At 72.1% G+C, this 14620-nt stretch carries 16 protein-coding genes; 7 read left to right on the forward strand and 9 right to left on the reverse strand.

All coding sequences use genetic code 11. From position 1 onward, the window contains the following. Positions 1-1370: gamma-glutamyltransferase (gene ggt / locus KBY81_RS06110; RefSeq protein WP_254975962.1), on the forward strand; the 1370-nt coding region annotated here is incomplete at its 5' end. Between the two features lie 10 nt (positions 1371-1380). Here ggt and KBY81_RS06115 read toward each other — a convergent pair. Then, complete coding sequence (locus KBY81_RS06115; protein ID WP_106222468.1) at positions 1381-1896, reverse strand: HdeD family acid-resistance protein; 516 nt, start codon at positions 1894-1896, stop codon at positions 1381-1383. Positions 1897-1952: 56 nt separating this feature from the next. After that, positions 1953-2333, reverse strand: a complete 381-nt coding sequence (locus KBY81_RS06120; protein ID WP_181280187.1) for a hypothetical protein — start codon at positions 2331-2333, stop codon at positions 1953-1955. A 111-nt stretch (positions 2334-2444) separates the two neighbouring features. Between KBY81_RS06120 and KBY81_RS06125 the strand changes: the two genes are divergently transcribed. Further along, a complete protein-coding gene (locus tag KBY81_RS06125) occupies positions 2445-3212 on the forward strand; it encodes a potassium channel family protein (RefSeq protein WP_219904409.1) in 768 nt (255 codons plus the stop codon). Here the strand turns inward: KBY81_RS06125 and KBY81_RS06130 are convergent. Continuing rightward, on the reverse strand, positions 3140-4624 hold the full coding sequence (locus KBY81_RS06130) for an NAD(P)/FAD-dependent oxidoreductase (protein ID WP_254975963.1): 1485 nt from the start codon (positions 4622-4624) through the stop codon (positions 3140-3142). The two genes, KBY81_RS06125 and KBY81_RS06130, sit on opposite strands and share 73 nt — an antisense overlap. A 186-nt stretch (positions 4625-4810) precedes the next feature. On the opposite strand from KBY81_RS06130, the gene KBY81_RS06135 reads away from it, so the two are divergent. From KBY81_RS06135 to KBY81_RS06155, 5 genes are read left to right on the forward strand one after another with little or no spacing between them, the layout of a single operon-like run. Further along, positions 4811-5797, forward strand: coding sequence for a GTP-binding protein (locus tag KBY81_RS06135; protein ID WP_254973523.1), 987 nt, complete (start codon positions 4811-4813; stop codon positions 5795-5797). A gap of 7 nt (positions 5798-5804) precedes the next feature. After that, the gene (locus tag KBY81_RS06140) at positions 5805-6920 is read left to right on the forward strand and encodes a WD40 repeat domain-containing protein (protein WP_254975964.1); all 1116 of its coding nucleotides are present in this window, start codon (positions 5805-5807) and stop codon (positions 6918-6920) included. After that, a complete protein-coding gene (locus KBY81_RS06145; protein WP_254975965.1) occupies positions 6917-7933 on the forward strand; it encodes a metal ABC transporter solute-binding protein, Zn/Mn family in 1017 nt (338 codons plus the stop codon). Before KBY81_RS06140 ends, KBY81_RS06145 begins: the two co-directional genes overlap by 4 nt. Continuing rightward, positions 7933-8721, forward strand: a complete 789-nt coding sequence (locus tag KBY81_RS06150; RefSeq protein WP_254973516.1) for a metal ABC transporter ATP-binding protein — start codon at positions 7933-7935, stop codon at positions 8719-8721. Before KBY81_RS06145 ends, KBY81_RS06150 begins: the two co-directional genes overlap by 1 nt. After that, positions 8718-9572, forward strand: coding sequence for a metal ABC transporter permease (locus KBY81_RS06155; RefSeq protein WP_106222480.1), 855 nt, complete (start codon positions 8718-8720; stop codon positions 9570-9572). The genes KBY81_RS06150 and KBY81_RS06155 overlap by 4 nt, the downstream gene beginning before the upstream one ends. Here KBY81_RS06155 and KBY81_RS06160 read toward each other — a convergent pair. Genes KBY81_RS06160 through KBY81_RS06185 form a run of 6 tightly spaced genes read right to left on the reverse strand, consistent with a single transcriptional unit; the run spans position 9536 to position 14620 of the window. Further along, entirely contained in the window at positions 9536-10273 is a 738-nt protein-coding gene (locus KBY81_RS06160) for a 3'-5' exonuclease (RefSeq protein ID WP_254973513.1), read from the reverse strand. The two genes, KBY81_RS06155 and KBY81_RS06160, sit on opposite strands and share 37 nt — an antisense overlap. Beyond that, positions 10248-11219: an ion transporter gene (locus KBY81_RS06165; protein WP_254975966.1), complete on the reverse strand. Its 972-nt coding sequence runs from the start codon at positions 11217-11219 to the stop codon at positions 10248-10250. The genes KBY81_RS06160 and KBY81_RS06165 overlap by 26 nt, the downstream gene beginning before the upstream one ends. A 2-nt stretch (positions 11220-11221) precedes the next feature. Next, positions 11222-11941 carry an ABC transporter ATP-binding protein gene (locus KBY81_RS06170; protein ID WP_106222499.1) on the reverse strand — a complete coding sequence of 240 codons (720 nt, stop codon included), beginning with the start codon at positions 11939-11941 and terminating at the stop codon, positions 11222-11224. Next, positions 11938-12777, reverse strand: a complete 840-nt coding sequence (locus KBY81_RS06175; protein WP_254975967.1) for an ABC transporter ATP-binding protein — start codon at positions 12775-12777, stop codon at positions 11938-11940. Before KBY81_RS06175 ends, KBY81_RS06170 begins: the two co-directional genes overlap by 4 nt. Continuing rightward, the gene (locus tag KBY81_RS06180; RefSeq protein WP_254975968.1) at positions 12774-13685 is read right to left on the reverse strand and encodes a branched-chain amino acid ABC transporter permease; all 912 of its coding nucleotides are present in this window, start codon (positions 13683-13685) and stop codon (positions 12774-12776) included. The genes KBY81_RS06175 and KBY81_RS06180 overlap by 4 nt, the downstream gene beginning before the upstream one ends. A 5-nt stretch (positions 13686-13690) precedes the next feature. Next, positions 13691-14620, reverse strand: coding sequence for a branched-chain amino acid ABC transporter permease (locus tag KBY81_RS06185; protein ID WP_254973505.1), 930 nt, complete (start codon positions 14618-14620; stop codon positions 13691-13693).

Below are 14620 nucleotides of genomic sequence, written 5' to 3' on the forward strand. Positions count from 1 at the left end.
CGGCGGCCACGGCCACCATGTTCCTGGGCCCCGACGGCCAGGTGGACCGGGCCCGTGCCACCCGCAGCCTGCTCAGCACCGCCGTGCCCGGCAGCGTCGCCGGGCTGGCCCTGGCCCAGCGCTGCTACGGACGCCTGCCCCTGGCCCAGGTGATGGCCCCGGCGATCCGGCTGGCGGACCAGGGCTTCCCGGTGAGCCGCGAGCTGAGCGATTCCCTGGCCGCCGCCGCCCCGCGGCTGCAGGCCGATCCCGTCTCCCGTCGCCTGTTCCTGCCGCCCCCGGTGCCCGGCACGCGGCTGCGCCAGGGCGAGCTGGCGGCCAGCCTGCGGCGCATCGCCGCCGAGGGGGAGCGGGGTTTCTACGCAGGGCCGGTGGCCGACGCCCTGGTGGGGGCCATGGAGCGGGGCGGCGGCCTGATCACCCACAGCGATCTGCGCGCCTACCGCGCCCAGCTGGTGCGGCCGCTGCGGCGCGAGTTCCGCGGCCACCCGGTGCTCACCATGCCGCCGCCCGGGGGCGGGCTCACCCTGCTGCAGCTGCTGGGGATTCTCGAGCCCTTCGACCTGGCGGCCACCGGCCTGAATGCCGCCGCCAGCCTCCACCCCATGGCCGAGGCCATGAACCTGGCCTACCGCGACCGCAACGCCCTGCTCGGCGACCCCGACCAGGTGCCGGTGCCGGTGGAACGGCTGCTGTCGCCGGCCCACCTCGATGGCCTGCGCCGCCGCATCGATCCCCGGCGCCACACCCCGGCCCCGGCGCTGGAGGCGGCCGCCGCCCGTGAAGGCACCAACACCACCCACCTTTCGGTGGCCGACCGCCAGGGCGGGCTGGCGGCCCTCACCACCACCCTCAACTTCCCCTACGGCAACGGCATCAGCGTGCCGGGGATGGGTTTCCTGCTCAACAACGAGATGGACGACTTCACCGCCCTCCCCGGCAGCGCCAACGCCTTCGGTCTGCGCCAGGGGACGGCCAACGCCATCGCACCGGGCAAGCGCCCGCTCAGCTCCATGGCCCCCACCCTGGTGTTCCGCCCCGATGGCCGCCCCTGGCTCGCCACCGGCAGCCCCGGCGGCAGCCGCATCATCACCACCATCCTCCAGGTGCTGCTCAACCGGATGGTGCACGGTCTCAACCTGGCCGGTGCCGTGGCCGCCCCCCGCATCCACAGCCAGCTGTGGCCCGAGCGGATCGATGCAGAAGAAGGCCTCAGCCCCGACAGCCGCCGCCTGCTGGAGGCCATGGGCCACAGCGTCCGCCGGGCCCCGGCCATGGGGGCGGCCAACAGCGTCGAGGTGCTGGCGGAGGGCGGCAGCCTGGGGACGGTGGATCCGCGCCGGGCCGAAGGTCCGGCCGTGGCGGAATGAGGCCCAGCCCTCAGGCCTGGGGAGCCGCGGGGGCGGTGATCAGGTTGAAGGCGGAGAAGGCCAGGCCGAAGCCGAACAGGGTGCCGATGGCCCAGAGGCTGTCGGAGGGCCACTCGGCGATCAGCATCCCGCCGAGCACCACCGTGACGATGCCATCGAGCAGCACCAGGCCCCGGGCCTGCCCGGCACCGGCGGCGGCGCCCGCCAGCTCCATCACCCCCTCGACGGCCAGCAGCACGCCGATGAACAGCGTCAGGCTGACGGTGCTGGCCACCGGGAAGGCCACCAGGCCGATGCCGCCCACCACGTACAGCACCCCGGAGATGGCGCGGAACACCTTGCTGCGGGTGTCATCGGCCGAGGTGAGCCGCAGCAGCTGGGAGACGCCCGCCGCCGCTGAAACTCCACCGAGGGCGATGGTCAGCAGGGTGGCCGAGACGAAGGGAAGGGCCAGACAGAGGACGGCCGCCACGAGCAGCAGGCCGGCGGTGACCCAGCGCAGGGTGGGGGAAGCGGGGACGGACAAGGGCTTGGGGAGGCTGGTGGGAGGTTAGGCCGCTTTCCCGTGGCCGACAGCCGTGCTCAGCGCGGCGGGCCGTTGTAGAGGATCGCCACCACCCGGCGGCCGTCGGGGGCGATCTGGATCTCGGTTTCCGTGGTGGCCGGCAGCCCCTTGGCCTCCCAGCCGGGGGGGCCTCCGAGGAAGCGGTACACGAAGCCGTCGGCGTCGCTGCGCACCAGGCAGGGGTTGGTGGCCGCCGAGGTGGTGAACATGCAGTTGGCCGGGGTGTACACCGTCAGCCCGCCGTTGCTGAGCACGGCCGCGTTGCGGGCCAGGTTGAGGGCCCGGACTTCGTTGAAGGGGATCCCCTGGGCCAGGGCCGGGGCCAGGGGGGCCACCGCCAGCAGGAACCCTGCGGCGACGGGCAGCAGGCGGGAGGCGGGCCGGAAACGGATGGCCATGGAGATCCTCGCGGGTGTGTCCAGTATCCATGGGCTGAACGGATCCGCGTCCAGTGGCCGCTGGCCGCCGCAGGGGTTCGACCTACGTTGTCGGTTCCGATCCCACGCCCCTTGATCCGACCTCCGGCAGCGCCGGCGCCGCCGGAGGTTCTGGCGCGCCGGCGGCATCGCTTCTATCGCCGGCTGCTCGTGCTGTGCCTGCTGGTGATGCTGAGCCTGGCGTTTCCCCAGACGTTGAGCCTGGTCGGATCGGTGAGCTATCTCCTGATCACGGTCCTCACCACCCTGGAACTGAGCGGATGCCTGGCCGGCGGGGTCGGGCGTTCCTGGAGCGACCGTCTGTTCCTGGCGCTGGGATGCACCAACCCCTTCCTGCAGTTGTACTGGCTGCTGACCCCCGAGTCGCGGCGCCTCTCCGGGGTGCCCCTGCTGCTGATCACCACCCTGTTCATCGGCTGGAGCCTGGTGCGGCTGGTGCGGACCCTGGGCCGGGAGCCCCGGGCCACCCGGTCGGTGGTGGTCGGGGCGGTGGCCGGCTATCTCCTGCTCGGCCTCAGCGGCGGCCTGGTGCTGAGTGTGCTGGAAACGATCCAGCCCGGCAGCTTCCTGGCCAACACCGCCGATGGCCAGGCCGCCATTGTTCGCCCCCAGGCGGGTGGGCGCGCCCACAGCGTCTGGGAGCTGGATTTCGCCCGCATCAATTACTTCGCCTTCGTCAGCCTCACCACCACCGGTTACGGCGACATCACTCCCGCCCGGCCCCCGGCGCGCATGGCCAGCGTGGTGCTGGGGATCGCCGGGCCGCTCTACATCGCCGTGATCCTGGGGGTGCTGATCAACCGGTTCAAGGGGCCGGAGGCGGGCGTTCCCGGCGACTGAATCGCGCCATCCGGCGGCAGGGCCCGCTCGAGGCCCACATCCACCCCGAGGTGCTGGTCGGGACGGCCGGTGATCAGCAGGGCCGTGCGCTGGCGGGTGGCGATCTGCCACATCCACTTGCTGAACAGGGCGATGCGGTTCTCGGTGTCGGGGATGAAGGCCAGATGGGCCAGGGCCCACAGGATCCAGCCCGCCAGACCGCTCACGTGCAGCCCGCGCAGGTCGGCCACCGCGTACCAGGGACCGATCACGGCCATGCTGCCCAGATCAAACCAGCGGAACGGCTTGCTGCGGCGCCCTTCGAGGCCGGCCAGGATGTCGCGCGCCACCCAGCCGCCCATCTGCACCGCCGGGCCCGCCATGCCCGGCAGCACCCGGCCGTCGCCGGTGTGGGCGTAGTGGCAGAGATCCCCCACCGCCCGGATCTCCGGGTGCCCCGGCAGCGAGAAGTCGGCCTCCACCTGCAGCCGCCCGCCCCGGTCGAGGGGGGCGCCGGTGCGTTCCGCCAGCAGCCGGCCCAGGCGCGAGGCACGCACCCCGGCGGTCCAGCAGATCGTGGCCGCCTCCAGGTCGCCGAGGCCATCGGCCCCGGCGTCCGATCCGTCCGCGGCGACAGCCGCGGGGCGCTGGAGGATCACCCGGCCGGGTTCGATCGCGGCCACCATCGTGTTCAGGCGCAGCTCCACGCCGGCGCGCTGCAGGTAGGCCGCGGCGTCGGCGGAGAGATCGGCCGGCATCGCCGGCAGCACCCGGTCCACCGCATCCAGCAGGATCACCCGGCACTGGGCTCGGTCGAGCTGCTTGAAATCGCGCTCCACGGCGCGGTGCATCAGCTCGATCAGGGAGCCGGCCAGTTCGCAGCCCGCCGGCCCGGCCCCCACCACCACCACCGACTGCAGGAAGCGGCGCCGACCGGGGTCCCGGGTCTGCTCGGCCTCTTCGAGGGCCATCAGCAGCCGGCGGCGGATCTCGTCGGCGTGCTCGAGGATCTTCATCGGCGGCGCCAGGGGCCGCCACTCCTCGTGGCCGAAGTAGGTGCTGCCCGACCCGCTCGCCAGGACCAGGTGGTCGTAGGCGTAGCGGTGGTCGTTGAACACCACCTCCCTGGCGTCGGTGTCGATGTCGACCACCTCGCCCAGCAGGATCTGGATGTTGGGGACCTGGCCCACCATCTGGCGCAGGGGGGACGCCACATCCGCCTCCGACACCAGACCGGAAGCCACCTGGTACAGCAGCGGCTGGAACAGGTTGAAGTTGCGCTTGTCGATCAGGGTGACGCGCACCGGCTGTCCCGCCAGGACATGGCAGGCCTTGAGCCCGGCGAACCCCCCGCCCACGATCACCACGTGGGGCCACGCGGCCATGGCGCTCTGGGGCGGATCCAGCTCGAGGAAGAAGCGTTCTTGGGCCATCAAGCGGAGGGGGCCATCGGGCGGATCCCCGGGACTGAACCGTAGGCAGCCCGCCGCAGCGGAGCGGTAGTGATGGAAGCGGTTTGGTGGACGCGGACGTCGGGAGGGCCCGCTGGGGCGGCCAGGGGGGCCGGGACTGCTAGCTTGAAAATGATTCCCATGCCCGGCCCTTTGGGCTCTGCACCGATGCGCTCGGCCCCTTCCCCGGCACCTGATCGGGAACGCCTGCCCGTCACCGTCCTCACGGGCTACCTCGGCTCCGGCAAGACGACGCTGCTCAACCGCATCCTCACCCACGAGCACGGCCTCAAGGTGGCGGTGATCGTCAATGAATTCGGCGAGGTGGGCATCGACAACCAGCTCGTGATCGAGGCCGATGAGGAGATCTTCGAGATGAACAACGGCTGCATCTGCTGCACCGTTCGTGGTGATCTCATCCGCATCATCGGCAACCTGATGAAGCGCCGCGACCGCTTTGACCACCTCGTGATCGAGACCACCGGCCTGGCCGATCCGGCTCCCGTGATCCAGACCTTCTTCGTCGACGAGGACCTGCGGGAGCAGCTCCGGCTCGATGCCGTCGTCACCCTCGTCGATCTCCGGCATGTGGAGCAGCACTGGGAGAGCGAGGAGGTGCAGGAACAGCTGGCCTTCGCCGATGTGCTGCTGCTCAACAAGACCGACCTCGTGGAAGCCGAGGCCCTCGAGGCCATCCGCCAGCGCACCCGGGCCATCAATCCCCTGGCCCGGGTGATTCCCACCTGCCGGGCCGATGCGGCCATGGACCAGATCCTGGGCGTGGGGGCCTTCGAACTTGAGCGGGCCCTGGCGATCGATCCGGAGTTCCTCGCCTCCGACCATGACCATGAGCATGACGATGCCGTCAGCTCGGTGGCCTTCATCGAGGAGCGGCCGATGAGTTATCAGAAGCTGGGCGAATGGATCGATCGGCTGGTGAGCGAGCGGGGTCCCGATCTGTTCCGCATGAAGGGCATCCTCCAGATCGACGGCGAGAGCCACCGCTACGTCTTCCAGTCGGTGCACATGCTCATCGACAGCGCCAGGGATCGGCCCTGGCGGGCGGATGAAACCCCCCGAACCGATTTCGTGATCATCGGCCGCGATCTCGATGAACCCGCCCTGCGGGCCGGTTTCGAGGCCTGTGTCGCCTGATCCGGCCATGGCCCCTCCGCAGACCCTGGTGCGGGAGCGGCTCAGCGGCACCTGCGGCAATGCCATCACCGCCCAGGCCTGGTCGGCCGATGGTGAGTTCCTGGCGATGGCCACGGCCGGTGGTGAGCTGCTGCTGCTCGATTTCCGGGCGGGCTGCGAGGAGCTGCTGCGCGGGGAGCGGGACAGCAGCCTCGATGTGCTCGGCTTCAGTCCCGATGGCCGCTTTCTGATGGCGGCGGGCCAGAACGGCGACGTGCTGCTGTGGGAGATGGGGGGCACCGGGGTGCGGCCGATGGCCTTCGACCCCGTGCCGCTGCAGGCCGGCTGGCTGGATGCGGCCGCCTGGCGGCCCCAGGGATCGCTGCTGGCGCTGGGGGCCGGCCGGCGGGTGCGGCTCTGGGATGGGGAGCGCCGGTCGCTGCGGGAGGAGAGCCAGGAGCTGGAGCGCACCGTGCTGGCCCTGGCCTGGAGCCGTGATGGCCAACGGCTCGCGGCCGCCTGCCACGGTGAGGTGCTCCTCTGGCGGCCGGACGACCCCGGGGAGCCGCCCCAGCGCTGTGCCACGGGCTCGGCCGGCGTTGTTCTGGGCTGGTCCGACCAGGGAACCCTGCTGGCCAGCGGCCAGCTCGACGGCTCGCTGATGCTCTGGCCCGACGCCGCGGCCGGCCGCGGCTGGCAGTTCAGCGGCTTCCCGGGCAAGGTGCGGTCCCTGGCCTGGTGCGATCAGCCGGGGCGCCTGGCCCCCCTGCTGGCTGTGGCCTCCACCGACATCGCCGTGATCTGGAGCCAGCAGGATCGCGGCGCCAAGGGCTGGAAACCGGAGCCCCTGGTGCTGCATGAGGGCCGCGTCAACGCGGTCGCCTTCGCCCCCGGCAGCAGTCTGCTGGCCAGCGCCTCAAGCGATGGCACCGTGGCGCTCTGGGATGGCCGCGGCCGCCTGCAGCAGCTCCTGGAGGGCGACGGCCAGGCGATCACCTGTCTGAGCTGGCGTCCCGATGGCCGCCACCTCGCCGCCGGCGGCGACCAGGGGCAGTGGTGGCTCTGGCCGGTCACCCTGCCCCCGTCCGTCCGTTCTCGCCCCCAGCCTTCCCGCCCACCCCGTTCCGGAGGTTTCGCCCCATGATCCAGCCCCCCGTCCGTCGTCCCGTTCTGGCCATGGCCGCCGGGCTCTCCGCCCTGCTCCTGGGCTGCCGCCCGGCGGTGCAGGCGCCGGAAGCCCAGACCGGCCGGACCGACCGGCCCAGCGTGGTGACCACCTTCCTGCCGATCACCCTCTTCACCCGGGCCGTCGCCGGCGACTGCGCCGAGGTGACGGCCCTGATCCCCGCCGCCAGCGGTCCCCACGATTTCCAGGCCCGCCCCGGGGATGTGGCGGCGCTGAAGAACGCCCGGGTGCTGGTGAAGAACGGTCTGGAGATGGAATCCTTCCTCGACAAGCTGGTGAAGGGCGCCGAGAACCCCGACCTGAAGGTGATCGACTCCAGCAGCGGCATCCCCACCCTGGAGAACCCGGAGAAGCCCGCCAAGTCCCACGATGACCATGGCGACGACCACGGCCAGGGCGACGACCACGCCGAGGCCGGCGGCCACGATCATGACCACGGCCATGACCATGGCCCGATCAATCCCCACATCTGGCTCGATCCGGTGCGCGCCGCCCAGCAGGTGGACAACATCCGTGATGGCCTGATCGCCGCCGACCCCGCCTGCGCCGATGGCTACCGCCGCAATGCCGCCGCCTTCACCGGCCAGCTGCGCCAGCTCAACACGGACTTCGAGAAGCAGCTGGCGCCGTTCCGGGGCAAGACCTTCGTGGTTCTGCACGACTTCGCCCCTTACTTCGCCGACCGCTATGGCCTCAAGGCCGAATACCTGGTCGATGTGCCGGAGCAGAACCCCTCGCCCGCCGATCTGGCCCGGGTGGCGGAGACGGTCAAGCGCACCCAGCTCAAGGCCCTGCTCAGCGAACCCCAGGAGGGCAACCGCTCCTTCAACGCCCTGGCCGGGGATCTGGGCATCCGCATCAGCGTCTTCAACCCCCTGGAGACCGGCACCGAGGAGGCCTCCCGCAACCCCGGCACCTATGCCGACGTGATGCGCCGCAACGTCACCGACCTGGTGAGCGCCTTCCGCTGATGGCCGTGCTGGAGGTCGAGGGCCTGCGGGTGCTGCGCGACGGGGTGCTGGCGGTGGACGACGTCAGCTTCCAGCTCGCTGCCGAAAGCGACACCGCCCTGGTGGGGCCGAACGGGGCCGGCAAGAGCTCGCTGGTGGGGGCGATCCTCGGCCTGATCCCCCGCCAGTCCGGGGAGGTGCGGATCCTTGGCCACCGGCTGGGGCCCGCCGGCCAGCTGCCGGCACCGGTCCGGGCCCAGCTGGCCTTCCTGCCCCAGGCCCTGCCGCTTCAGGGGCGCCTGCCGCTGACCGTGGCCGAGTTCGTCGGTTTCGGCTGGGATCCTCCCGGTCCGCGCCTGCCCTGGAGCGGCGGCGGTGCACGCCGCTCCGCCGTGCGCTCCGCCCTGGCCAAGACCAGCTGCGGTCCCCTGGCCGAGCGCCTGCTGAGCGAGCTGTCGGGGGGCCAGCTGAAGCGGGTGCTGCTGGCCTTCTGCGTCGTGCGGCCCCGGCGCCTGCTGGTGCTGGATGAGGCCCAGGCTGGCCTGGATGCCCCCTCCACCGAGCAGTTCCACCGGCTGCTGTTCGACCTGCGCCGCAGTGAGGGCTGGACCGTGCTGCAGGTCTCCCACGACCTGGACATGGTGCGGCGCAGCTGCGACCAGGTGCTGTGCCTCAACCGCCAGCTGCGCTGCAGCGGCCGTCCCGAACTGGCCCTCTCCCGGGCCCAGCTGGAGCGGCTCTACGACCCGGCCGATGCCCCCGACCTCCGCCGGCCCCGTGCACCCGAGGGCAGCCCCCGGATCCGATGACGGAGTTCTCCCCGCTTGCCGCGGTGATCACGCAGCCGTTCATGCAGCGGGCCCTGGTGGGCGGGCTGCTCACCGGGGCCCTGGGCGGTCTGCTGGGCAGCTTCGCGGTGCTGCGGCAGCTGTCCTTCTTCAGTGATGCCCTGGGCCATTCGGCCCTGCTGGGCCTCAGCCTGGGGATCCTGCTGGGGCTCAACCCCACCCTGGTGCTGATCCCCTTCGCGGTGCTGTTCGCCCTGCTGGTGAACCTGCTGGTGCAGCGCAGCCAGCTGCCCACCGATGCCCTGCTGAACATCGTTTACTCCACCTCCCTGGCCTTCGCCGTGGTCGCCCTCAGCCTGGTGACCACCTACACCGGCGGCATCCAGCAGCTGCTGTTCGGCGACATCCTCGGCATCTCCTGGCTGGATCTCGGCCTGATCGCCGTGCTGCTGGTGGCGGCGGTGGCCTACCTGCTGGTGAGCCTGCGGGCCCAGGTGCTGGTCACCCTCCATGCCGATCTGGCCGGCGCCTTCGGGGTGGGCAGCCAGTGGCATCGCATCGCCTTCATCCTGTTGCTGGCCGTGGTGGTGGCCGTGTCGATCAAGGCGGTGGGGGTGCTGCTGATCAGCGCCTTCGTGGTGATCCCCGCCTGTGCCTCCCGGCTGGTGAGCCGCCGTTTCGGCACCTACCTGGTGCTCTCTTCGCTGATCGGCGGCGGCTGCGCCGTGCTGGGGCTGCTCGGCTCGGGCCTCACCAACCTGCCGTCGGGCCCCTGCGTGGTGATCGTGCAGTTCCTCGGCTTCCTGGTCGCCCTTGGCGTCAGCCAGTGGCGCCCTCAGCGGCTGCGGGCCAACCCGGCCGTCACCCCCTGACCGGCCGCCAGCACGATGCCGGCGCAGGCCTCGGCATCGGAGAGGGCATCGTGGTGCCGGAGCGGCAGGCCCAGATGGCGGCACACATCCGGCAGCTTGGTGGGCCGCAGGTTCCAGGCCCGCCGGGCCACCTGCACGGTGCAGACGAAGGGTTGGGCCGGGGGCCGCAGGCCGGCCTGCTCGCAGCAGGCCCGCAGCACCCCGGCATCGAAGCTGGCGTTGTGGGCGGCGATGAACTGGGCCCCCTCCAGACAGGCCGCCAGCTGGGGCCAGAGTTCGGCGAAGCTGGGCGCATCGGCCACCTGGGCCCAGCTGATCCCGTGGATGGAGGTGAACAGGAAGGTCCGGCGCGGCGGTCGGATCAGGTGGTGCTCGCGGCGCACGATCGTCCGCCCCTCCACCCGCACCAGGGCGATCGAGCAGGCACTGTCCCGGCCCTGATCGGCTGTCTCGAAATCCAGCGCCACGAAACAGCTCGGGTGGAGATCGGCCAGGCCCGCGCGTGAGACCGGAGCCGGTGCCGGTGACCGCTGGATCGTCCGCAGGGCCTCGTCACCCCTGCGCAGGAAGCGCCGCTCGTCACGATCCAGGTTGGCGGCGCCCCAGCGGCTGCGGTAGGTCCCCAACTGGCGGTAGCGACGCACGTCCTGCTCCGACCAGCCCGCGGCCAGGAGTTCAGCGCTGGGGCTCGGCTCCTCCATGGGCACCTGGGGTGGGCTCGTCGCGACTGGGGGGATTCTCACCGAGAGCATTCCCGGCCAGCGCCGCCCCGCAGTGCTTGCAGTGGCGCGCTTCGGCCTCGTGGCCACCCAGCCCGCAGGCGGGGCAGGGGCCTGCCGGCTGCGGGCTGGCCGGCCGCAGCACCGACAGGCCGATCTCGGCGCTGAGGATGCCGGTGGGCACGGCGATGATGCTGTAGCCGATCAGCATCACCACCGAGGCCATGAAGCGCCCCAGGGGTGTCACCGGCGCCACGTCGCCGTAGCCCACGGTGGTGATCGTGACGCAGGCCCAGTAGATGGCCACCGGGATGCTGCGGAAGCCGTCGTTGCCGGCCTCGATCACGTACATGAAGGCGCCGATCAGGATCACCAGCGTCACCATCGCCAGCAGGAACACGGTGATCTTGCGGCGGGCGGCGATCAGGGCGCTCCAGAGGAGTTCGGCCTCCTGCAGGTAGGCGCCCAGCTTCAGCACCCGGAACACCCGCAGCAGCCGCAGCACCCGCACCACCAGGAACAGCTGGCCGCCGCCGATCAGCAGCCCCAGGTAGGTGGGCAGGATCGCCAGCAGATCCACCAGCCCGAAGAAGCTGGTGGCATAGCGCCGCGGCTCGGCCACCAGCAGCAGCCGCAGCAGGTACTCGAGGCTGAACAGCAGGGTGAAGCCCCACTCCAGCCCCAGGAAGGCGGCGGCCCAGCGCTGCCGCAGCAGCGGATCGCTCTCCAGCACCACCGCCAGCACGCTGAGGGCGATCGCCAGCATCAGCAGGGCGTCGAAAGCCTTGCCGGAGGGGGTGTCCGTCTCGAGGATCGTCCGCTCCAGCCAGGGGCGACCCACCACCCGCACCAGCGCCAGGGCCACGGCCAGCAGGCCGCCCAGCAGCAACGGCACCAGCAGCGGCTCCTGCAGCGTCGCCGGCGGCATCCTCAGCCGCTCCCCAGGTAGGAGGCCCGCAGGCCCGCATCGGCCAGCAGGGCGGCAGCGCTGCCCTCCAGGGCGATGCTGCCGCCTTCGAGCACCACGCCGCGGTCGGCGATCTCCAGGGCGGCGGTGGCGTTCTGTTCCACCAGCAGCATCGACAGCCCGCCGGCGTGCAGCGCCGCCAGGGCCGCCATCACCTCGGCCACCAGCTTCGGAGCCAGGCCCAGGCTCGGCTCATCGAGCAGCAGCAGGCTGGGCCGGCCCATCAGGGCCCGGGCGATCGCCAGCATCTGCTGCTCGCCCCCCGAAAGGTTGCCGGCCAGCTGGCGGCGCCGCTCCGCCAGGCGGGGGAACAGGCCGTAGCAGCGCTCCAGGTCGGCGGCGATGCCGGCCCGATCGCGCCGCAGCCAGGCCCCCAGCTCCAGGTTGGTGGCCACGGTCTGGCGGGCCAGCACCCGGCGGCCCTCCGGGCAATGGCCGATGCCGAGGCGCACCGTGCGGTGGGTGCTCACCCCCGCCAGGTCGGCGCCGCGCCACAGCACCTGGCCGGCCGCGGCGCCCACCAGCCGGGAGATGGCCCGCAGGGTGGTGCTCTTGCCGGCACCGTTGGCCCCCAGCAGGGCCACCAGCTCCCCCTCCCTCACCTGCAGATCGAGGCCCCGCAGGGCGGTGAGAGCGCCGTAGCGCACGGTGAGCCGGCGCAGCTCCAGCAGCGGGGCCGTCATCGGCCGTCTCCGGCGGCATCGCCAGAGCCACCTGCCGATCCGCCGCCCGAGCCACCCAGGTAGGCCTCGATCACCCGCGGGTCGGTGCGCACCTCGGCGGGGCTGCCCAGGGCGATGCGCCTGCCGAAGTTGAGCACCGCCAGCCGATCACAGAGCTGCATCATCAGTGGCACGTGGTGCTCGATGATCAGCACCGTCAGCGCGAACTGCTCGCGGATCGTGCCGATCAGCCGCCGCAGGTCGTCCTTCTCGGCCGGGTTCATGCCGGCGGCGGGTTCATCGAGCAGCAGCAGCTGCGGGGCCGTCGCCAGGGCCCGGGCGATCTCCAGCCGGCGGCGGTCGCCGTAGGGCAGGTCCCCGGCCCGCTGCTCCGCCAGGGCCTCCAGCTCCAGCAGGGTGAGCAGCTCCATCGCCCGATCCTCCAGGCCCCTCCGGTGGCGGCGGAAGCCGCCGCTGGCCAGCAGGGCCCCCAGCAGGGGGGTGCGGGCCGCATGGTGGAGGCCCACCAGCACGTTCTCGCGCACCGAGAGGCTCTCGAACAGGCGCAGGTTCTGGAAGGTGCGGGCGATGCCGAGCCGGTTGAGACCGCTGGCCCCCAGGCCCGTGGTGGGCGCGCCCCGCCACAGGCAGCGGCCGCCGCTGGGGGTGGTGAGGCCGGAGATGACGTTGAACAGGGTGGTCTTGCCGGCGCCGTTGGGGCCGATCAGGCCGAAGATCTCTCCCTCCGCCAGCGCCAGGCTCACCTGATCGAGGGCCAGCAGGCCGCCGAAGCGGCAGCTGACGGCCTCCACCTGCAGCAGGGGCACCGGGGCGGTGCCGTCGGGGCTCTGGTTCATGGGGCCTGGGGAGCCTGGCGGCCCCGGTGGCGGCGACGGCCGAGCAGGGCGGCCAGCCAGCCCAGCCGCTCCGCCGTGACGAGCCCCTGGGGAAAGAACAGCGGACCCAGCAGGATCACCGCCCCGAACAGGATCAGGCGCAGGTCGCCCACGGGCCGCAGCAGCTCCGGCAGGGCGGTGAGCACCAGTCCCCCCAGCACCGGTCCCGGCCACAGGCGGGAACCGCCGAAGACCACGAAGGCCAGGGTGGTGATGCTGGCGTCGAAACTGCCGGCCCGGGCGTTCCAGGAGTTGAAGAAATGGGCCGCCAGCGCGCCGGTGACGCCGGCGAGCACGGCACTGGCCACGAAGGCGATCAGCTTGGTGCGGGGGGTGTCGATGCCGACGCAGGCGGCCGCCAGTTCGTCGTCGCGGATGGCGGCCATGGCCCGCCCCAGCCGCAGGGCCTCCAGCCGATGGCACAGCCAGCAGGCCAGCGCCAGCAGCACCAGGGTGAACAGCACATAGCCCTCGGCGTGGGCGAAGGGCTGGGGGATGCCGAAGATCCCCATGGCCCCGCCGGTGAAGGGCAGGTTGAGGTTGAACACCCGCAGGATCTCCACCAGGGCGATGGTGGCGATGGCCAGGTAGATGCCCCGCAGCCGCAGCACCGGCCCGCCGATCGCCAGGGCGATCAGCCCCGCCAGGGCCCCGCCCAGCGCCATCTCCGCCAGCAGGGCCGGCAGCGGCGAGGTGGCGCCGCTGCCGGCGAAGGCGGGAACGCCGGTGGAGAGCAGGGCGGCCACGTAGCCGCCCACCGCATAGAAGCCCGGGGTGGCCAGGGACAGCTGGCCGCAGCGCAGGGGCAGGTAGACCGAGAGCGCCAGCAGGGCGCCGAGCAGCATCTGTTCGAGCAGAGTGGCGTCCATGGCCCTCACACTTTGGTGGGCAGCGGCCGGCCCAGCAGCCCCCGCGGCCGCAGCAGCAGCACCAGAAAGAGGAAGCCGTAGCTCACCGCATCCTTCCAGCCCGACCAGTCGGCCGGCACGAACGCCTCCGCCAGCCCGACGATCAGCCCGCCCAGCACCGCCCCCGGCACGCTGCCCAGTCCGCCGAGCACCAGCACCGCCAGCCCCTTGAGGCCGTAGCCGATGCCGAAGTAGGGCCCGGCGATGCTGACGCTCAGCCCCACCAGCCCGCCGGCCACCCCGGCCAGGAAGCCGCTGAGGCCGAAGGCCAGCCGCACCATGGCCGTGCTGTCGATGCCCAGCAGCTGGGCGGTTTCGGGGTCCTCGGCCACCGCCTGCAGCCCCTTGCCGTTGCGGCTGCCCTCCAGCCAGAGGGTGAGCAGGGCCAGCAGCAGCACGGCGACGCCCAGCAGCAGGGCCTGGACCGTGCGCACCCGGGCCCCCAGCAGGGGGAAGGAGGCCGGCAGGCCGCCGAGGGCGCCGGTGGGGATGGCGTAGCTTTCCGCCCCCACCAGCAGCTGGATCAGGTTCACCAGGATCACCCCGGCCCCCAGGCTGGTGATCAGGGCCAGCAGCGGGTCGGCCCGGCGGCGGCGCAGGGGGCGGAAGGCCACCCGCTCCACCAGCAGGGCCACCAGGGCCGCCCCCAGGCCCGCCAGGGGCAGGGCACCCCAGAAGGGCAGGGCGACGGGCAGCTGGAAGCCGGCCAGCAGACCGTTGGCCCCCACCGCGCCGCCGATCAGCAGGTAGGTGAAGTAGGCCCCCAGGGTGAACACGGCTCCGTGGGCGAAGTTGATCACCCCCAGCACCGAGAACACCAGGGTGTAGCCGAGGGCGAACAGGCCGTAGACCGCCCCCACCGACAGACCGTTGACCAGGATCTGGAGCAGGTCCAC

The sequence above is a fragment of the Cyanobium sp. Lug-B genome (assembly GCF_024345635.1).
GTDB lineage: Bacteria > Cyanobacteriota > Cyanobacteriia > PCC-6307 > Cyanobiaceae > Cyanobium > Cyanobium minutissimum.